Origin of the sequence: Vreelandella boliviensis LC1 (assembly GCF_000236035.1) — a bacterium.
In the GTDB taxonomy this organism is placed as follows: domain Bacteria; phylum Pseudomonadota; class Gammaproteobacteria; order Pseudomonadales; family Halomonadaceae; genus Vreelandella; species Vreelandella boliviensis.
The window spans coordinates 17375-37914 of record NZ_JH393260.1 but is presented as its reverse complement, the minus strand read 5'-3'; the positions used below and the strand labels follow the sequence as shown (position 1 = coordinate 37914).

Genomic DNA, 20540 nt, shown 5'->3' with positions numbered 1-20540 from the left:
GATTGCTTCACTGCGTTCGCAATGACAAAACCGAGATCGCCACTTCACCTGTCATTGCGAGGAGCGCAGCGACGCGGCAATCTTGACTGGCATCGGCAAGGAACCCCAAGATTGCTTCGCTTCGCTCGCAATGACAACAGAAGCACGAAATGGCACCTCATATGTCATTGCGAAGAGCCTCCCCCATATGTCATTGCGAGGAGCCTCCCCCATATGTCATTGCAAGGAGTCTTCCCCATATGTCATTGCGAGGAGCGCAGCGACGTGGCAATCTCGATCAGCGGCGCCAGCCTCGGTCATCCCAAAAAGGCCGATGCGATTCGCGTTGAACAGCTTCGCGGCTAATGCCAATATCTTTCAACATGTCGTCGCTTAAATGGCGCAGCGCATAGCGTTCGCGACGCAGCTGCCGCCAGCGGTAGAGCCTTTCCCGCCAGGTTACTGTGTTTGCACGCTGCTCCGCCTGCTGGCGCTGTGCGTTTTGATGGCAGATGACTGAGCACTCCATTTCAACCTCCTTAATAGTCGCTTAAAACGGCCTATCAAATAGGCGTTGAAGGAAGTATTGATCAGCGCCTACAATCAATCCAACGAATACTCCTTATACACAACATCAACAAGATTGATACTGATGGCTATGCTACCCACGATCGACCACGAGCTGCTGCGTACCTTTGTTGCCATTGTCGACCAGGGCGGTTTTACCCGTGCCGCTCAAACGGTGAACCGCACGCAATCCGCCGTGAGTATGCAAATTAAGCGGTTAGAGGAAGACGTCATTCAGCGCCCCCTGTTTGTGCGCCAAAGCAAGCCGCTGCAACTGACCAGCGAAGGTCATACGTTGCTGGGCTATGCGCGCAAAATTCTATCGCTACAGGGTGAGGCACTAACGCTTTTGCGTCAGCCCGACATGGTGGGCCGGGTACGCCTGGGCGTACCGGATGACTACGTGATGCGTTTCCTACCCGGTATTCTGAAAACCTTTTCCCAAGCCTGGCCACTGGTGGATGTCGATGTGCACTGCGCGCCCTCTTCGGTGCTCTCCCAGCAGCCGCAAGGGAGCCTGGATCTAATCATTATGACGCGGGAAATAGGCGATGAGATTGGCACCCTATTGAGGCGGGAAACCACCGTATGGGTCTCGGCAGAGAGTCACAGCACCCATTTACAGACGCCAGTACCACTAGCCATGTTTGAAACGCCCTGCTTTTGTCGTCGTCATGCTTGCAATGCATTAGACCGAGCAGGCCGGGCCTATCGAGTCGCCTATAGCAGCCCCAGCTTGGCGACGCTACAAGCGGTTGTTGGCGCGGGGTTGGCAGTTTCTGCTTGGATGCGCAGCTTAGTCACCGCAGAAATGCAGATATTGGGTGAAAAGGAGGGTTTTCCCGCCTTGCCGGAGGCGTCCATCGTTTTGCAGCGCACCTCTTCCAGCCAATCGCCGATTATCGATAGCTTAGCGGAGCATATTGTTGAAGGGTTTAGGTTGTAATAAACCGAGGCTCTTCACCAATTGCTGGTTGGTAGAGGCACGACCGGTCTAGCTGTGAAAGGCTGGTCAGCCCTAGCAGTGCCATATTGCGCTCAATTTCACGCTGTAAAAGATCGGCAACATGCTCTACCCCGGCTTGCCCCGCGCAGGCGGCAGCGTAGTTGAAGGGTCGCCCCACAAAGACAAAGTCAGCCCCTAGCGCCAGCGCCTTGATCACGTCGGTGCCACGGCGGAAGCCGCTGTCGATCATAATGGGGATGCCACTCACGCGACGCTTGATCTCGGGCAGCACCTGTAGGGGCGAGATGGTGCAGTCCAACTGGCGAGCGCCGTGGTTAGAAAGAATAATGCCATCAACCCCCGCCTGCTGAGCACGTACCGCATCATCAGGGTTGAGCACACCTTTAACGATCAATACGTCGGGCCATAGGCGCCGCACAAGATCGAGATAGCCCCAGTCAAAATGGCGCCGCCCCGAAAAATCCCGCGCGGCTTGTCGGGAGATCACGGGCGCGCCCCGCTCGGCATGGTTGTTTTCGAAATGCGGCATGCCGTGCTTCCATAAGGTGCGCAGGAAGGTATTGCACAGCCAGCCTGGGCGCATCAAGCCATCGAAGGCGAGTCGCAAGCTTGGCTCCAGCGGCGATGTAAACCCAGAACGACGAAAATTGTCGGGATTGGGGGGTACCGGGTAGTCGAGCGTAACGACGAGTTTTGTGAAACCGGCCCGCTGGATACGCGCCAGTAGCGCTTTAATACCTTCTGGGGTTCCCGGCAGATACGCTTGGAACCAGTCCGCGCCCTCCACCTTGGCCACCTCTTCCATGGGTACCAGCGATGAACCGCTCATTATCATTGGCAGGTTGCGCTTCGCCGCTGCCCGCGCCAGCACTAAGTCGCCCTGATAAGTAGAGAGTGCACTAATACCCATGGGGGCGATACCAAACGGGACTGCGTAGCGTTTGCCATAGAGCTCGGTGTGCAGATCAATTTGCGACACATTGACAAAGGCTTTGGGCAAAAAGTGGAACTCATCAAACGCGGTCAGGTTCGCGCTATGGGTTCGACCATCCTCGGCGACATGGTCGATATAGCCAAAAATGGGTCTGGGCAGCTTCTGCCGCGCTAGCCGCTCAACATCGTGCAAGTTATGGATGTTGGCGAGCTTTTTTTGAGTTCCCAGCCCTTGAAACCATTTTTTCACGCAACGCTCCAAATCATTGTTTTATATCGCACCCACCTAACTGGCTCGCTAATTCAGGCAGGCACGAAGCGCAGGGCAACGCCGTTATTACACCAGCGCAAGCCGGTAGGATCGGGGCCATCTTCAAATACGTGGCCTTGATGACCGCCGCAACGGGCACAATGATATTCGGTGCGAGGCCAAACCAGTTTGAAATCCAGCTCGGTCAACATATGCCCTTCTACATGCTCGAAAAAGCTTGGCCACCCGGTACCAGAATCATATTTCATTTCACTGCTGAAAAGTAATAGATCACAGCCAGCGCAACGGTACTCGCCATCTCCCCACTCTTTATCCAAGGGGCTTGAAAAGGCAGGTTCAGTCCCGTGCTTACGAAGCACATTAAAGGCTTCGTCGGTAAGCCGTTCACGCCACTGGGCTTCACTAAGTTCCAGCATTTCCAACCCAGGGGCAGCCTCAAGGTCTAAGCGCGGAAAGCCAAACGAAAGACCGGGTATCGCCCCCACTAAGCTGGTGAGTCCTGCTAGGCCTAAAAATTGACGTCTTTTCATGGTGTCGCTCCCGTCGTAATCGGCAAGGAAAACCAATAAAAAAGGGACAGTGCCTGAGCACTGTCCCATTCTGACCTCGATCTTTGCTAACGTCGATCGTTGCTAGCCTCGATAGATTCTAACGTCTTTGTCGCCCCTGCGACCGATTACTTACACCGGCGCGCATTTTTTTAGATCCGCTAATGTTTAGCCTAGCTGAGGGCCCGCCTTGATGATTGCTTCGTTGACGCCTTCGAATTTCTTGAAGTTGTCGACGAATTTGGTCGCCAAATCTTTGAGGTGACGATCATAGGCGTCACGATCTTGCCAGGTTTCACGCGGGTCGAGCAGGCTGGAGTCGACGCCCGGCACGGCAAGCGGTACTTGCAAATTGAGACCATCGATGTGCTTGGTATCGATGTCGCGCAGCACGCCAGACTGAATCGCGCTGATGATGGCACGTGTGGTCGGAATAGAGAAACGTGAGCCGCCTTCGCCGTAAGCGCCGCCGGTCCAGCCAGTATTGACCAAGTAAACCTGAGCATCCTGCTTATCGACACGCTTGATCAGTAAGTCTGCGTACTCACGGGCAGGACGCGGGAAAAACGGTGCGCCAAAGCAGGTAGAGAACGTGGCTGCCAGACCTTCAGAGGAGCCCATTTCGGTGGAGCCCACTTTGGCGGTGTAGCCAGACAAGAAGTGATACGCCGCGGCTTCTTTGGAAAGAATCGACACGGGGGGCAGTACGCCAGACATATCGCAGGTCAGGAACACGATGGCATTTGGTTCGCCTGCCAGGTTTTCTGCTACGCGCTTCTCAACGTGCTCTAGCGGGTAAGCGGCGCGGGAGTTCTGGGTCAGGCTGTCGTCGGCGTAGTCAGGCTCACGGCGATCATCCAACACCACGTTTTCGAGTACGGTGCCAAATTTAATAGCGTTCCAGATAACCGGCTCATTCTTTTCAGAAAGGTCGATACATTTGGCGTAGCAGCCACCTTCCATATTAAAGACAATGCCGTCGCCCCAAGCGTGCTCGTCGTCACCGATCAAGAAGCGCGCCGGGTCAGCCGAAAGAGTGGTTTTACCAGTACCGGAGAGACCGAAGAACAGGCAGGTTTCGCCATCTTCGCCCACGTTTGCCGAGCAGTGCATCGGTAGTACGTCGGCGGCCGGCAGCAGGAAGTTCTGCACCGAGAACATGGCTTTTTTCATTTCACCGGCGTAGCGCATGCCAGCGATAAGCACTTTTTTCTCGGCGAAGTTGATGATCACACAACCATCAGAGTTGGTGCCGTCGCGAGAAGGGTCACACTCAAAGCCTGCGGCGTTAAGGATTTGCCACTCATCTTTAACCGCTTGGTTGTAGGCCATAGGGCGCACAAACATGGTACGGCCAAACAGGTTTTGCCAAGCGGTTTCGGTGGTGACACGCACCGGCAGGTAGTGAGCGGAATCACTGCCAACGTGCAGCTCAGAAACAAAATATTCCTGACTGACCAGGTGGTCATTAACCCGGTCCCACAAGGCTTTGAACTTGTCGGCATCGAAGGGCTGGTTAACGTTCCCCCAATCAATTTGGCTGCTTGTGGAGGACTCGTCGACGATATAACGGTCTTTCGGTGAGCGGCCGGTACGCAGGCCGGTATTTACTACCAAGGCACCGTTGGCCGAGAGGCGGCCTTCGCCACGTGCCACAGCGCGCTCGATCAATTCGGCGCTGGTGAGATTAACGTGGGCTTGGGGAGCGGCTTGAGTCTGGGTCATGTCGATTCCTGGGCTTCTCTCGAGTTACCGGGCGTCACCGACGCCATAAAGTTCATCCCAACCACTGCAAAACCGGATGGGCGCGCTGAAGTTCGGCGCATTATGGCAAAAAGAAAGCCCCCAGGAAACGGGGGCGAAGATCAAATATCTTGTAGTTAAACTACTACAAAGGCACTACATTTTGTGTTGCAGCGCAGTAAATATTCAAACATCCGTTTGCATGAAACGCCGAATTCATTGAATCCACTGAAGCTCCTAGCACTGCTGGAAAACGCGCTTGCTCACGCTTTCGACTACATAATTAGTGAATCGTAGGTGATGGCGCTTCAGGGTCGTCTAACAAAGTTTCAATATCCGCCGCTGTGTAGTGATATTTCGTGTGACAAAAGTGGCATTGGGTATCGATCGCGCCCTGTTCCTGGAGAATATCGCGCAGTTCCTCCTTGCCTAGGGAGTGTAGCGCATAGCTCATGCGATCGCGGGAGCAGGTACAGCCAAAGCGCAGAGCTTTGGGGTCAAATACGCGCACGGTCTCTTCGTGGTAGAGACGATGCAGTACTTCGCGCTGCTCAAGACCGAGCAGCTCTTCTGTTTTAATCGTATCGGCTAACTGTACGCTGCGATCCCAGGCATCAACATCCTGGTTTTGTGACTCTTCCGGTAACCGCTGCAGCAGTAACCCGCCCGCACGCTTCTCATCTGCCGCTAACCAGAGGCGGGTTGGCAACTGCTCGGACTGGCTGAAATAGGCTTCCAGACAGCCGCCCAGGGACTCTTGATCCAGCGCCACAATACCTTGATAGCGATTACCTTCGCGGGGATCGAGGGTAATTACGATCTGGCCTTCGCCCACCAGTTCGCGGAAGCTGGCATGCTCACTAGGCAGCGCGGCGTCTTCTGCTATGCGGGCAATCGCGCGCAGTTCGCCACCGGGGTTGGATTCGGCCATTAATAGTGAAAGCACGCCGCGTCCACGCACTTCGATACTTAGCGTGCCATCCAACTTAACGGTATCGGTAAGCAGCGCCACGGCGGCTAATAGTTCGCCCAGCAGCTCATTCACCGCCGGTGGGTAGGCGTGGCGATCCAACACTTCGTGGTAGGCGCCCGCCAGGGTGACGATCTCGCCCCGGACATTGGTGTGATCGAACATAAAGCGTTGAATTTGATCGGACATAATTTGGCAACCTAAGGTTTAACTGGTTTATTGGTGGCTAAGGCTACTAAGCTCAGGATAATCACAGTAGACAATCCACACGCCTCAGTGCCGAGGGCAGCTTTCCGCGAGGGCGCTGTGAACCCATCCTTGGGCGCTACTTTTGCCATCTGACCGCCATGGATGGCGGAAATGCCGGAATAGCAGGGAGCTTTTTCCGGCCCTGGCAAAAGACCCTCGCTTCAACCTGCCCTCGGATCCGGTTATAGGGCGGAATTAAAGGGATTCATTATCAACTACGATAGTCCCGCTACTCGCCCTGATGGCGCTGGAAACGCTGGATATCGCGGCGCTGCTTTTTGTCAGGGCGTTTGAGCGGATGCTGCATCGCCTCGTTAGTGAGGCGCCTTGCTTCGGCCTCTTTAGCCCGCCGCTGCACACTCTCTTCGGTTTCCGCATAGAGCGTGCGCGCTTCCGGTGCGCCGCGGCGTTGATCAGAAAGTGATAAAACCTCTACCTCTAAAATTTCCCAGCCCTGGGGCACGCGAATAAGCGCCCCGATTTCCACCTGCTTGCTGGTTTTAGCGCGGGCACCATCGTAATTCACTTTCCCGCCCTCGATGGCTTTTTTGGCCAGTGCGCGGGTCTTAAAAAAACGCGCGGCCCAGAGCCATTTGTCCAAGCGTACGCTCTCGCTCATTTAGGCACTCCTTGGGCGTCTGACAGCGGCTCTGGAAACTGTTCGGGTAGCAGGTGAGCAAAACGATCAAGGGCAATAAATTCCTGTAGTTCTTTTTCAGGTCGCTGGCTGTCGGGCTGTTTAATGCCCAGCAAATGCTTAATGCCAAACTCACGAGCGCTCTCAAGCACGCGGGCATTGTCATCGATAAACAGCGTACGCACAGGGTCAAAGGCTTCAATGTCTTGTAGCGCAAACCAAAACGCCTGCTCCTCTTTGGCCGCACCCACGTCCTCAGAAGAGACGATCGCATCCAGATAGCTTTCCAAACCGGTGAGCGGCAGCTTCAGTGCAAGACTCGCACGATCGGCATTAGTGGCGAGCACGACCCTCGGGTGGGCCTGTTTTAGCCATTTAAGGAAATCCAGGGCGTCGCTACGCAGGCCTATCAAGTGCTGGACTTCGCGCTTCAGAGCGACGATATCTACGCCCAGCTCACGGCTCCAGTACGCCAAGCTGTACCAGTTTAAGGTGCCCTGTTCACCGATAATGCGCGCGCGCAGCGCTTCTTGAGAGGCCTCATCCAGATGGTGCAGTTCGCGGTAGCGCCGCGGCAGATGCTCCAGCCAAAAGTGGCTGTCGAAGTGTAAGTCTAGCAGCGTGCCGTCCATATCTAAGAGGACGGTGTCTATCTCGCGCCAATCAATCATTGCCGCTCCAGTCACGTTAGGAGTAAGCGTGCTATTGTAGCTTAACCCCCTTTTACCAGCCATGGAGACACACTTTTATGTCTACCTTCCCCCCAACGCGCGCCCCCGTGAATCACCCTGAAGATGGCAGCATTAAACGCTCGGGTTACCAGCAAAAGCCACAAATATTGGCTCGCAAGAGCGTTGCTCAAAGCCGTTTATTTCAGATTGAGTCACTTGATTTGCGCTTTTCTAATGGTGAAGAGCGCCAATTTGAGCGTTTAACCGGCGCTGATCGCGGTGCGGTCATGATGGTGGCGATGCCTGACCCAGACCATGTGCTGCTAATCCGCGAATATGCGGCGGGGTTTGAAGATTATGTGCTCACCCTGCCAAAGGGGTTGGTCGACCCCGGCGAAGATATCATCACCGCGGCCAACCGCGAGTTGATGGAGGAGTGTGGCGTTGGCGCGAACCGTATTGAGCCGCTGGTCGAGCTTTCGTTGGCGCCTAACTATATGCGCCACCGTATGCAGGTGCTGCTCGCCACCGACCTTTACCCCAAGCGCCTACCGGGGGATGAGCCTGAGCCGCTGATTGTGGAAACGCACGCCATTGAGGAGCTACCCGCCCTGCTACTGCGCGAAGATTTTCACGAAGCCCGCGCCATCGCCGCGCTTTATATCGCCCGAGACAGGTTGCGGGAAGATAAGCGCAATAGTGAGACGAATTTTCTTTGAAGTATCTTGACGGGAGGTAGCTTCGCTCGCGGTGGGTCGATGTCATCGTGAGTGAAGTAATCTCATTTTTGTCATTGCGAGCGAAGCGAAGCAATCTCGGGGTTATACTGCCGCCGCTGGTTGAGATTGCCGCGTCGCTACGCTCCTCGCAATGACAAGCGAAGTGTCATTGCGAGCGAAGCGAAGCAATCTCGGGGTTATGCCGCCGCTGGTTGAGATTGCCGCGTCGCTACGCTCCTCGCAATGACATAATAAGAAGGCTCCCTCACACGCAGAAGCGACTTATCCCCCGCGCTACTCTCTAAAGATGATTTTTCAATGCGATCCAGCGCCGCTGGCGGTGGCTATCCAGCCCGGCTTCCAGCAAAGCCATTGAGCGTAGAGCATCTTCTACGCTCACCGGAAGCGGCTCCTTATCACGGATAGCGGCGGCAATACCTTGGTAATAGGCAAGGTAGTCCCCCGGCAGGGTCGCAAGCTCACGACGCGTTAGCGGTGCGTTTTCACCCTCCCCTTCGCGCAGCGTCAGGGTGCCATGTTGGCTATCTTCGCCCCACTGTGATGTCGGCACTTCACCTGCTTTTAAGCGATCCTCCTGTGGGTCTAAGCCGTATTTTATGAAGCTGCCTTGGGTGCCATTAATCCGAAAGCGCGGCGTCGGTTCGGCCACCAGCGTGCCTGCCGCCAAGGTAACACGGAAGTCTTCATAGTCGAGCAGCGCCAGGAAGTCATCGTCGGCCTTGGCGCCATCTCGCAGCGCGCCTAGTTCCAGCAGAATACCCTGGGGCATACCAAACAGCTCGCAGGCTTGATCTAAAAGGTGCGGCCCTAGGTCAAACCAAATGCCACCACCGGGTGTGGCCTTCTCACGCCAGCGGTCACGTACTTCCGGGCGAAAGCGATCAAAATGGGATTCAAAATTGACCACTCGCCCTAGTGTTCCCGCCTCAAGCAGGGCCTTAACGGTCAAGAAATCGCTATCCCAACGGCGGTTATGAAACACCGACAATAGGCACTCTTTGTCATCTGCCAACTTTTTAAGCAGCTTTCCTTCTGACAGTGTGACCGTGAACGGTTTATCGACCACTACGTGCTTGCCCGCCGTTAGGGCCGCCTTGGCGAGCGAAAAGTGCGTGTCGTTAGGGGTGGGAATAACAACCAGATCAATATCAGGACGCTGGCATAGCGCCATCGCTTGACTCTCAACCTCAACATTGGGAAGCGACGCCCCTACCTTGGCAGCATCGCTCGACGATACTGCCACCAAATCCAGGCCTTCCGTGGCCTGGATCAGCGGTGCATGGAAGGTTTGGCTAGCGAAACCGTAGCCGACTAATCCAACGTTTATAATCGCCTTCATTTGATTCCTTACTCGGGCTGATTGTGTGTTTTAGCTGTGTGTTTCAGTTGCGCATATCAGTCGAGCTTGCTTAGATCCCGAACAGCCCCTTTGTCAGCAGAGGTCGCCAACAGCGCATAGGCTTTAAGCGCAGGGGTTATCTTACGGGGACGCTGCTCGGCGGGTTTCCAGGCCGTGGCGCCCTTGGCTTCCATCGCTTCTCGGCGAGCCATCAGCTCGGCATCCGCCAGTTTGACGTTAATCGCCCGGTTGGGAATATCGATACGAATCAGGTCGCCCTGCTCGATCAAACCAATCGCGCCACCCGCTGCAGCTTCCGGGGAGACATGGCCAATGGAGAGCCCAGAGGTCCCGCCAGAGAAGCGCCCGTCGGTCAGTAACGCGCAGGCCTTGCCTAGCCCTTTGGACTTGAGATAAGAGGTCGGGTAGAGCATCTCCTGCATGCCGGGGCCGCCTTTAGGGCCTTCGTAGCGGATCACCACTACATCGCCCTCTTTGACCTTATCCGCCAGCACATCGGCAACCGCCTGATCCTGGGACTCCACCACATGGGCGGGGCCTTCAAACACCAGGATCGAGTCGTCGACTCCGGCGGTTTTGACCACGCAGCCATCCAGCGCGATATTGCCGTAGAGCACAGCCAAACCGCCCTGTTGGGAGAAGGCGTGCTCAAGGTCGCGGATACAGCCGGTAGCACGGTCGCCATCCAGGCTCGGCCAGCGGGCACTTTGCGAGAACGCCGTTTGGGTGGGAATGCCCCCCGGGCCGGCTTTAAAGAACTCGACCACTTCCGCACTGGGCGAGCGCATGATGTCCCACTCATCCAGCGCGGCTTTCAGGCTATCGCCATACACGGTGGGCACCGAGGTATCCAGCACGCCGGCACGATCCAGTTCACCTAGAATGGCCATAATGCCGCCGGCCCGGTGAACGTCTTCAATATGATACTTCTGGGTATTGGGCGCGACTTTGCAAAGCTGCGGCACTTCACGGGAAAGGCGGTCGATATCCGCCATCGTGAAGTCCACCTCGGCTTCCTGGGCCGCCGCCAGGAAGTGCAGAATGGTGTTGGTAGAGCCGCCCATGGCGATATCCAGGGTCATGGCGTTTTTGAACGCTGCCTTGGAGGCAATGGCACGCGGTAGCAGGTGCGCCTCGTCGCCTTCGTAGCAGCGCTTGGCCAGCTCGACAATGCGGTGGCCAGCGGTTTCAAACAGGCGACGGCGATCCGAATGAGTCGCCAGCACGGTGCCGTTGCCGGGCAAAGCCAGACCCAACGCTTCGGTTAAGCAGTTCATTGAATTGGCGGTAAACATCCCCGAACAACTGCCGCAGGTAGGGCAGGCGCTACGCTCTACTTCCGCGAGGGTTTCATCATCTACGCTGTCATCAGCAGCCATGACCATGGCATCGACGAGATCCAGCCCGTGGTTGAGCAATTTGGTTTTACCCGCTTCCATGGGGCCACCGGAAACAAAGATAACCGGAATATTGAGGCGCAGAGCGGCCATCAGCATCCCAGGGGTGATTTTGTCGCAGTTGGAAATACACACTAGCGCATCGGCGCAGTGGGCGTTGCACATATACTCGACGCTGTCGGCAATCAGGTCGCGGCTGGGCAGCGAGTAGAGCATACCGTCATGGCCCATGGCGATGCCGTCATCCACCGCAATGGTATTGAACTCTTTAGCGACGCCCCCGGCTTTCTCAATCTCCCGCGCCACCAACTGGCCCATATCTTTTAAGTGGACATGGCCCGGCACAAACTGGGTAAAGGAGTTGGCTACCGCAATAATCGGCTTTTGAAAGTCGCCGTCTTGCATACCAGTGGCGCGCCACAGCGCGCGGGCACCGGCCATATTGCGACCAGCGGTGGTGGTACGTGAGCGATACTCTGGCATGGTTCCCTCTACTCTCTAATAAATAGCTATGCTCTATTTTTATTAGCCCACAGCACGCAAAGCCGCGGGCTAGGCTTATTCTGAAAAATATCAGTGGTTTTTGATTGTGGCATGAGCACTGCGCAGAGACTAGATGTAGAAGCTAGATAGAGAGTCCAGATAAAGAGTCCAGATAGAGAGTGAAGCGCCCTCCATGGCGCCGATCCATCAGAAGGTTTCCCATGCCTCTTCGGCAGGCTGGGCATGAGCAGTACGCAGAGATGAGGGGCCTTGAGGTGAGGTTAACGCCTGGGAAGCTGCCGCTAATGATGGAGTGGGCGCAAGCCCTGCTTGTTTGAGCAAACGCTCGCGGGCCGTGTCACTGCTCTCCTCGGCTGCGCCCTCTAAACGGAAAGCGGCGATTACGTTGGCCAGACTCAAGGCTTCGCGGGTGAGGTTTTGAGCGGCGCTGGAAATCGACTGCACCTTGGAGGCGTTCTGCTGGGTAACGTGATCCATCTCCGAGACGGCGGTATTTATTTGCGCGATACCGCTGCTCTGTTCATCGGACGCGGTGCTGATCTCTTCCATAATATCGCTGACTTTCATCACCTGAGTAACGACCTGTTCAATCGCCGCTTCGGCCTCTCTTACCGCCTGGGCGCCGCCGTTAATCTCCTCAGAGGAGGCAGCAATTAAACGGCGAATGTCGCCAGCAGCATCGGCGCTGCGTCCAGCCAAATTGCGCACCTCATTAGCCACTACCGCAAAACCACGCCCCTGCTCGCCAGCCCTTGCGGCTTCCACCGAGGCATTCAGCGCCAAAATATTGGTTTGAAAGGCGATGCCGTCGATGACGCTGATAATATCAGTCATCTTATCGGCACTGGCAGCAATACGTTCCATACGTTCTACCAGCGCCTGCATGCGTTCGCCAGTCTCCCGACTGGTCGTCGCATTTTGCATGGCCAACTGATTGGCCTGGCGGGCGTTTTCAGTGTTTTGCTGCACGGTCGCGGTCATTTGATCCATGCTAGAAGCGGTTTGCTGCAGCGAGGACGCCTGCTGCTCGGTGCGCGACGCCAAGTCTTCATTCTGCTGTTTGATGTGTTCAGAGGCGGGGGTTACCACATCGACTTTGTTGCCCACCTCAGTAATCAGCCCCGACAAGCTAGCGCGCATTGTTTCCAGTGAACTCAGCAGTTCGCCCAACTCGTCATCACGCTTTAAGGTCACCCGGTTAGCCAGGTTACCCGCGGCAATCTGGAACGTCACCCGTCGCGCCTCGTTGAGCGATTTAATTAGCGATTTGAGTACCGCCATGCTCAGCCCGATCATCAACATAATACCCAGCAGCAAGACGCCTAACTGGCCGTAAAGCAACACCTGTTGCTGCCGTTCAGCATTTTCCATCAGCGTATGCGCGGCGGCTCGTTCCTGATCAACCAATACGTTGATAGTGGCACTAATACTTTCAGAGGTGGGTTGCACGGTGTCATTAAAAGCTTCAAAGGCGGCAAACCCGTTGCCATCTTGGATAGCGGTCAGGGTGGTATCGGCACTTTCGCTAAAGGTTATGAGGTGCGCCGCTAGCCCCTCCTGCACACTCCCCGTTTCGCGTTGCGCGGTATAGCCTTGCCATGACTGCTCAATGTCGGCGCTCATAGTGGTTAATTGCGTGTCCAGCGCATCAATATCTGCTCGCCGCGGGTTGCGCACTGCAGGCTCTAACGCCTGGATCACTTGGCTAACGCGCTGATCAATTTGCTGAAGATCGGTAATGCCTTCAAGACCGGTTTGATTGAGGGTGCGCAGCCGTTCAGCGGAACTGGTTAAGCCATACACCCCCGCCGCCCCCGCAATCACTAACAAGACCACGGAAGCCAGCACCATACCCATCAATTTGGCCTGCATACTACTGAAACTAAAACGCTTTACCCATCCGCGCACGCCTGTATTGCGTATTGCACCATAATGAAGCTTGAAACCGCGTGTTTTGCCCTGTTGCATAGCAGCGTAAACGCGCTCTGCTCGGGCAATCGCCCTAGTCGAGGCTTTACGCCGAATAGAGGTATAGCCCACTACGCGGTCACCATCGAGCAGCGGCGCGACGGTGGTATGCATCCAATACGCCTCTCCAGTTTGGCGGCGATTCTTGATCAGCCCCTGCCAGGTCTTACCGGCCTCAATGGTTTTCCATAGGTTCTGAAAAACCGTTTTGGGCATACTGGGGTGGCGGAACAGGCTATGGGGTTCACCCATGATTTCTTCCAAGGTGTAGCCGCTCACCTCCACAAAGGTTTGGTTGGCGTAGGTAATTCTGCCCTGCAAATCCGAGCGTGAAATTAGCACTTCATCATCGGCTAACTCGTATAAGCCAGATACCGCTTGCCTAGATACAGACTGCGAAGATGTTGCCTGTTTAGCACTGCGCATTTAGATCCCCTACTTTTTATTGACGGCTTGCGCCATCATTAGAATTAGATTAGAGGCAATGCATAAAGCATGCCACCGCGAAGGGTGGCATGTGGTAAAACGAATTGAGGCAAATCAGCTACCTACCTTTCAGTACCTAGCTCCCCTGCCTAGTTCCCCTGCCTAGTTCCAATAAGCTTAGGCGCTAAAACTCTTCCCACTGGTCAGCGCGGGGTTGCGTTGAGGGTGGCATAGCACGCTGCTTGGAAGGGTCGGGTAAACTGTGCGCTGCTTTGCTGAGTGCTTGGTTAGCGCGTTGTAACTTAGCCCGCGCCTCTTTGATGCTCTCATCTTGAGCGCCTTCCAAACGGAACGCGTCAACCACGTTGGCGAGTTCAAAGGCTTCAAGGGAGAGGTTATCGGCTGATGCCGCAATCGACTGCACTTTGGAGGCGTTCTGCTGGGTAACAAGATCCATTTCGGCAATCGCCGAGTTAATTTGACCAATCCCACTGCTCTGCTCGCTGGACGCTGTGCTGATCGACTCCATTAGTTCACTGACCCGACTGACCTGCTGAGAGACCTCTTCAATTGCCCGCTCCGCCTGCTCGACAGCACTGCGCCCACCGCTGACTTCCTGGGTGGTGCTATCAATCATCTTACGGATTTCCTGGGCAGCGTCTGCGCTCCGTCCGGCTAGATTGCGCACTTCGCTAGCGACGACCGCAAAGCCGCGACCATGCTCGCCAGCGCGTGCGGCTTCTACCGAGGCGTTGAGTGCCAGAATATTGGTTTGAAAAGCAATACCGTCGATCACGCTGATCATCTCGGTCATTTTTTCAGCACTCTGGGCGATACGCTGCATGCGTTCCACCAACTGCTGCATCTGCTGCCCAGTGTCACGTGTGCTCGCGGCATTCTGCACCGCCAGGTCGGTGGCTTGGCGGGCATTCTCAGTGTTTTGCTGAACCGTCGAGGTCATCTCCTCCATACTTGAGGCGGTCTGCTGAAGCGAAGATGCCTGCTGCTCAGTACGCGAAGAGAGTTCTTCGTTTTCAGCGGCTATTTGCTGAATCGCTGGCGTCACCACCGAGACACGGCTCTCTACATCACCGACGATGCAGGATAGGCTGAAGCGCATGGTGTCCAGGGAGTAGAGCAGCTCGCCCAACTCATCGTTGGTTTGACGCCGCTCCCGGGCGGCCAGATTACCCGCCGCGATTTGGAAAGTGATATAGCGCGCGCCAGACAGGCTGCGAAACACCGTTTTCAGAATCATCACGCTCAGGCCGATCATGACTAAAAAGCCCACTGCCAGTAGCACCAGCTGCGCTATTAGCAACTGTTGACGCCCGCCTTGCGCTTCGGCGACCAAGGCTTCGGCATCGGCGCGCACCTGCTGTACCAGGGTGCTATTCATCCCGCGCAGTGATTCAGTGGTGGGTACCACGACGTCATTAAAGGCTTCAAAGGCTGCGAAGCCATTACCCTCTTGAATCGCTACAAGGGTGGTTTGCACCGCTTCAACCCATGTGCTCAGCGCACTATCAAAAGCCTGGGCGGTCTCAACAGTGACCGCGTCATCCGCATAGTAATCCGCCCATAGCGTTTGCATGGCGTCGGTATATTGACCAATTTCTGCGTTGACGGCATCCAGGTCAGCCCGGCGGGGATTACGCACCGCCGGTTCCAGCGTGCCAACCGCCTGGCCAATATAGCGCTCGACATGCTGCAGCGAGGCGACATCGCCCAAACCTGAACGACTAATGGTTTCCAACCGCTCGCCGGAGATCATCACCGCGTATACGCCCAACCCACCCGAAAAGCACAGCAGCAGCAGTGATGCCACCACCATACTGGTGAGCTTGGCTTTCAGGCTAGTAAACTGAAAGCGCGATAACATGCCGGTCAAGCCTTTACGCCGCAGCGTGCCATGAGCCAGCGCATAGTGGCGTGATTTACCTTTCTCACGTATTTCTGTGTAGATTTTGTCTGCCCGAGCAACGGCTTTCCCAGAGGCTTTGCGACGAACAGAGGTATAGCCAACGATACGCTCACCATCACGCAATGGCGCGACAGTCGCATGCACCCAGTAGTGATCGCCGTTTTTACGTCGGTTTTTGACCACCCCTTGCCAGGTTGCCCCCGCTTGAATCGTTTTCCAGAAGTCCGCATAAGCGGCTTCGGGCATATCAGGGTGGCGAAGGAGATTGTGTGGGGCGCCGATCAGCTCTTCACGGCTATAGCCACTGACCTCAACGAAGGTGGGATTGGCATAGGTGACATTGCCTTTTAAGTCCGAACGAGAAATGAGTACCGCCTCTTCGCTCAGAACATACTCTCGTTGTGTCACTGGCTGGTTATTGCGCATTAGTTCTCCAAGCATTAGATATTCTTAATATTTATTAAATCCTACACTATCTATTATCGCTAGGGTTCTTGTCAGCAAACCAGTGAACACATATAAAAAAAGCGCCTTACTTGGGTAAGGCGCCTATAAAAGGGTAAATAAGCGTTGCAAGGGATGAAATAAACGCTCTATCAGCGGCCAAACACCACATTGGCCACATCACGGTAGCGCTTGGCAAAGTGCACCGTCATTCCCTTTTTCAGGTAGTCCGGCAACTCTTCGTAATCACGCTTATTGGCATCGGGCAAAATTAATTCAAAGATATCGCTGCGGCGCGCGGCAATCACTTTTTCACGAATACCGCCAACGGGGAGCACTTGGCCGGTTAAGGTTAACTCACCGGTCATTGCCAGGGGGCGATCGATAGCATGGTGCTTGGCCAACGACAGTAGCGCGGTGGTCATGGTGACACCGGCCGATGGGCCATCTTTCGGCGTAGCCCCCTCGGGTACGTGCAAGTGCACAAACGCCGAGTCAAAGAAGTCTGCATCGGCGCCATACTCCTGTAGATGACCCAACGTATAGCTGTAAGCGATATTGGCCGACTCCTGCATGACTTCGCCCAGCTTGCCGGTCAACTGAAAGCCGCGATCCAGCGAGTGTACTTTGCCCGCCTCTATGGGCAGAGTTGCCCCGCCCATGGAGGTCCACGCCAAGCCGGTCACAACCCCTTCGCCGGTAAGCACTTTTTCCTTGCGGAAAATCGGTGCACCTAAGAATTCCTCCAGGTTTTTAACCGATATCTTGACTGTTTCGGGCTCCTCTTCGAGCAGTTTAACGGCCGATTTACGCACAATGCGGTGCAGCTGTTTCTCCAACTGACGCACCCCGGCTTCCCGGGCGTAGCCTTCAATCACTTGCTTTAAAGCTGCATCCGACAGACCGATCCTTTTTTTCGTCAGGTTGTCGCGTTTAAGCAGCTTCGGCCAGAGGTGGTTCTTAGCTATCGCCAGCTTTTCTTCGGCGATATAGCCGGAGAGGCGAATCTGCTCCATGCGGTCGAGCAGTGGCCCAGGAATCGAATCCAGCGTGTTGGCGGTGCATATAAACAACACCTTGGAGAGATCCATGCGCACATCGAGATAGTGATCGAGGAAGTCGACGTTTTGCTCGGGGTCGAGTACTTCCAGCAGCGCCGAGGCAGGGTCGCCCTGAAAGGACTGCCCTAGCTTGTCGATCTCATCCAGCATGATAACGGGGTTTTCGACTTCGACCTCTTTAAAGGCTTGCACCAGCTTGCCGGGCATAGCGCCCACATAGGTACGCCGATGGCCTTTAATTTCTGCTTCGTCGCGCATACCACCTACAGAGAAGCGGTAAAACTGACGTCCCAGGGCTTCAGCGATCGAACGCCCAATGGAGGTTTTACCTACCCCTGGCGGGCCGACCAACAACACAATCGAGCCGCCTACGTCGCCTTTAAAGGTGCCTTCGGCCAGAAATTCGATGATGCGCTCTTTAACATCTTTCAAGCCGTCGTGGTCACGATCCAGTATCTGGCGGGCATGGGGTAGATCCAACTGATCCTGGCTGGTTACTCCCCAGGGCAGCGAGGTTAGCCAATCCAGGTAGTTGCGCGTGGTGCCATACTCCGGCGAGCCGGTTTCCAGCACGCTGAGTTTATTGAGCTCATCGTCAATACGCGATTGAACACGCTCGGGCACTACCAGCGACTCCAGCCGCGCTCTAAAGGTATCCACATCGTTTTCGCGATCATCTTTGGAGATACCCAATTCACGCTGGATAACCTTGAGCTGCTCGCGCAGGAAGAACTCGCGCTGGCGATCCTGCATCTGCGCGTTTACCTGCTCGCTGATCTCGCCCTGTAGCAGCGCTACATCAATCTCTTTACGCAGCAGTGGCAGCACTTTCTGCATCCGCTCTTCCACTGACAGGGTGGCCAACACATCCTGAAGCTCGGGACCTTTGGCAGAGGTAATAGCGGCGGCAAAATCGGTCAACGGGCCCGGCTGATGTGGACTAAAACGGTTTAGGTAGTGTTTGAGCTCTTCCCCATACAGCGGATTAATCGGCAACAACTCTTTAATGCCGTTGATAATCGCCATGGCGTAGGCGCGGGTCTCTTCGTTCTCCGCGTCAACCGGCTCTTTAGGGTAGGTGACTTCGACTAGGTAAGGCGGCTCTTTGGAGAGCCAGCGAGTAATTTTAAAGCGCTGAAGGCCCTGGGCGATAAACTGAATCTGATCGTCTTCACCCTTCAATTTATGCACTTTGACCGCGGTACCGATCTCTGGAAAGTCTTCGTGACCCAAGGAGGTAACGCCCTGCTCACCCACAAAGGCAACGCCTAGGGTGTGGTGCGGCGTGTTGCCTACACGACGCATGGTCTCTTCCCAGCGCTCACGATTAACCACCAGCGGCTGCACCTGGGCGGGGAAGAAAGGTCGGTTATGAATAGGCAGGAGATAAATGCGTTCGGGCAGCATTTCGCTGGCGGGCACCAGGGAGTTTACCCTTTCGCCGTCTGAGCGATACTCTTTGCTACCCGGCTTTTCATCGCTTTTTTCAGCGTTTTTTTCATCATTCTCTTCATCACTACCCGGGGCATCATCAGTGGTTGATGACTGTTCGTCGTCAATTAGCCAGTCAAGATGTTCAGCGTCGCGTTCGTAATCCTGGTCGCTCATGCGTCCTCCAATGAACCGATACCGGCGATAAGAACCGCCTAGCGTTGTCCATGGAATGCGGGCAGTGCGCCAAAACTTCAACCCTTAGGGAGGTTTGATGGCAAAATGCTAGCCCCTTTTGCAAAGCGAAGGAGCCTAGTTCGATCATTTAGAGGAGCTTTCTCATATGTCATTGTGAGGAGTGCAGCGACGCGGCAATCTGAACTTGCGACGGTGGCATAACCCCGAGATTGCTTCACTACGTTCGCAATGACAGGGCTAAGGCCAAAGCTCGGGCATCGGGCGTCCATTAACTCGCCAAACGCCGCGCACTACATCAAACTCCAGTTCACGGGTACCGAGTGGCAGCCCTAACCATAGCGCGGCGACGGTAGGCGCTTCGTGCCATGTGAAGTCGCCATCAATACGCTCCAGCCATTTCGCCTGCTCTTTCTTTTGGTCCAGATTAACCACGCTAAGCTCATCCAACTGGCGGGCATCAAAAAACAGCGCGCCGTCCGCATCCAGGCGAATACCTAACAATGGGCTCTCGATGGCAACGGTCATGACATCTAAACGCGGCGAGTCGCTGAGCATTTTGCGCAGATCCGGCTCAAGACGAGCCAGCAACCCTTCGGCCATGGGCAGACTAGCGTCTCCCCAGGCGGCTTCCTGGCGCAAACGACGAATCATATGGCGAACTGCATCGGCATTCAGGCGGGAGAGTTCCATCTCTATACGGCCATGGAGCAGCGGCATGTCTGGCGCTTCAGAGGGCACCATTACATCACCAACTTCTAGGTCGCCTTTAATACGCAACTCGCTCTCATCCAGCACCATATGGCTGTTTAGATCGAGGGGCGAAAGCTGAATATCGTAGGAGGGGTAGCTCAGCGTCAGCATTTCAATATGCAGATGGTCGCGCTGGGCAAAATGGTAGGCACCCTCGGTATAGGTGTAACGGCTTTCGAGCACCGTGGATCCTAGTTCCATCTGGGCCATGCCATCAATCAGGGTGAGTTGGTCAAACAGCGCGCGTAACCGCCAATCGCCAAAGACTCCTTCCAAGCGCAGTCGACCACCGCGCACGGCTAACTCGCGGCCATTTTGTTGAATAACGAAGGGAGCAAGGGCAAGGCGCAGTTCACTGTGACCGCTCAGGGTGTGATAACGCCCTTGCCAGCGCGGCACAGAGGGGGCGGTAACTTCGCCCACGGCTTGCTGCAGCACGGTATCGAGACGGGGTAACACAGTGCCTTCGACATCCGTGCTTAAAATACCGTGACGCGCGTCATAGGTCAGCTCAAGGCGCCAGGGACGACTCAGCAGTGGTGACAGAATCAACCGGCCTTGAGAACTTAGCCAACCCTGGCGACTTTCAGTTCGGTTGACGCGCCACTCGCCACGCGCCTCCAGGTCTTCGAGCGCTTGGCGCAGGCTGCGCTCAAAAAGCACGCTTGAGAGAAGCTGAACTGCCATCCATACCACAGCGATGATCGCCAGTGTGGGGACAATCAGACGTTCCTTGCGCATGCTACCTCCTTGAAGCTAACGCCTTGCAGCCAACGCACTCGAAAAAGTTATCAACTGCTCT

General features: G+C 55.4%; 15 protein-coding genes. 2 read left to right on the top strand and 13 right to left on the bottom strand.

Annotated elements, in window-relative coordinates; genetic code table 11:
• Window positions 1-277 precede the first annotated feature (277 nt).
• Window positions 278-508: a DUF1127 domain-containing protein gene (locus KUC_RS17175; protein ID WP_007114509.1), complete on the bottom strand. Its 231-nt coding sequence runs from the start codon at window positions 506-508 to the stop codon at window positions 278-280.
• A 123-nt stretch (window positions 509-631) separates the two neighbouring features.
• On the opposite strand from KUC_RS17175, the gene KUC_RS17170 reads away from it, so the two are divergent.
• A complete protein-coding gene (locus tag KUC_RS17170) occupies window positions 632-1492 on the top strand; it encodes a LysR substrate-binding domain-containing protein (RefSeq protein ID WP_007114508.1) in 861 nt (286 codons plus the stop codon).
• Here the strand turns inward: KUC_RS17170 and KUC_RS17165 are convergent.
• From KUC_RS17165 to yrfG, 6 genes are all read right to left on the bottom strand, one after another.
• Window positions 1482-2696: an alpha-hydroxy acid oxidase gene (locus tag KUC_RS17165; RefSeq protein ID WP_007114507.1), complete on the bottom strand. Its 1215-nt coding sequence runs from the start codon at window positions 2694-2696 to the stop codon at window positions 1482-1484. The two genes, KUC_RS17170 and KUC_RS17165, sit on opposite strands and share 11 nt — an antisense overlap.
• A gap of 53 nt (window positions 2697-2749) precedes the next feature.
• Window positions 2750-3247 (bottom strand): peptide-methionine (R)-S-oxide reductase MsrB, encoded by a 498-nt coding sequence (gene msrB / locus KUC_RS17160; protein WP_040481467.1) that lies wholly within the window; start codon window positions 3245-3247, stop codon window positions 2750-2752.
• A 186-nt stretch (window positions 3248-3433) separates the two neighbouring features.
• Complete coding sequence (locus KUC_RS17155; protein WP_007114505.1) at window positions 3434-4990, bottom strand: phosphoenolpyruvate carboxykinase; 1557 nt, start codon at window positions 4988-4990, stop codon at window positions 3434-3436.
• Between the two features lie 301 nt (window positions 4991-5291).
• Window positions 5292-6167: an Hsp33 family molecular chaperone HslO gene (gene hslO / locus KUC_RS17150; RefSeq protein WP_007114503.1), complete on the bottom strand. Its 876-nt coding sequence runs from the start codon at window positions 6165-6167 to the stop codon at window positions 5292-5294.
• Between the two features lie 289 nt (window positions 6168-6456).
• Window positions 6457-6846 carry an RNA-binding S4 domain-containing protein gene (locus tag KUC_RS17145; protein WP_007114502.1) on the bottom strand — a complete coding sequence of 130 codons (390 nt, stop codon included), beginning with the start codon at window positions 6844-6846 and terminating at the stop codon, window positions 6457-6459.
• Window positions 6843-7535, bottom strand: coding sequence for a GMP/IMP nucleotidase (yrfG, locus tag KUC_RS17140; protein ID WP_040481465.1), 693 nt, complete (start codon window positions 7533-7535; stop codon window positions 6843-6845). Before yrfG ends, KUC_RS17145 begins: the two co-directional genes overlap by 4 nt.
• 77 nt (window positions 7536-7612) lie before the next feature.
• On the opposite strand from yrfG, the gene nudE reads away from it, so the two are divergent.
• Window positions 7613-8254, top strand: a complete 642-nt coding sequence (nudE, locus tag KUC_RS17135; protein ID WP_244264840.1) for an ADP compounds hydrolase NudE — start codon at window positions 7613-7615, stop codon at window positions 8252-8254.
• Between the two features lie 301 nt (window positions 8255-8555).
• On the opposite strand, the gene KUC_RS17130 is transcribed toward nudE, so the two are convergent.
• From KUC_RS17130 to KUC_RS17105, 6 genes are all read right to left on the bottom strand, one after another.
• Entirely contained in the window at window positions 8556-9614 is a 1059-nt protein-coding gene (locus KUC_RS17130) for an oxidoreductase (protein ID WP_007114499.1), read from the bottom strand.
• Between the two features lie 56 nt (window positions 9615-9670).
• On the bottom strand, window positions 9671-11515 hold the full coding sequence (ilvD, locus tag KUC_RS17125; protein ID WP_007114498.1) for a dihydroxy-acid dehydratase: 1845 nt from the start codon (window positions 11513-11515) through the stop codon (window positions 9671-9673).
• 207 nt (window positions 11516-11722) lie between these two features.
• Window positions 11723-13930 (bottom strand): methyl-accepting chemotaxis protein, encoded by a 2208-nt coding sequence (locus KUC_RS17120; RefSeq protein ID WP_007114497.1) that lies wholly within the window; start codon window positions 13928-13930, stop codon window positions 11723-11725.
• A 184-nt stretch (window positions 13931-14114) separates the two neighbouring features.
• A complete protein-coding gene (locus KUC_RS17115; protein WP_040481463.1) occupies window positions 14115-16280 on the bottom strand; it encodes a methyl-accepting chemotaxis protein in 2166 nt (721 codons plus the stop codon).
• Between the two features lie 170 nt (window positions 16281-16450).
• Window positions 16451-18967, bottom strand: coding sequence for an endopeptidase La (lon, locus tag KUC_RS17110; protein ID WP_007114495.1), 2517 nt, complete (start codon window positions 18965-18967; stop codon window positions 16451-16453).
• A gap of 258 nt (window positions 18968-19225) precedes the next feature.
• The gene (locus KUC_RS17105) at window positions 19226-20479 is read right to left on the bottom strand and encodes a DUF945 family protein (RefSeq protein ID WP_007114494.1); all 1254 of its coding nucleotides are present in this window, start codon (window positions 20477-20479) and stop codon (window positions 19226-19228) included.
• Window positions 20480-20540: the final 61 nt, after the last annotated feature.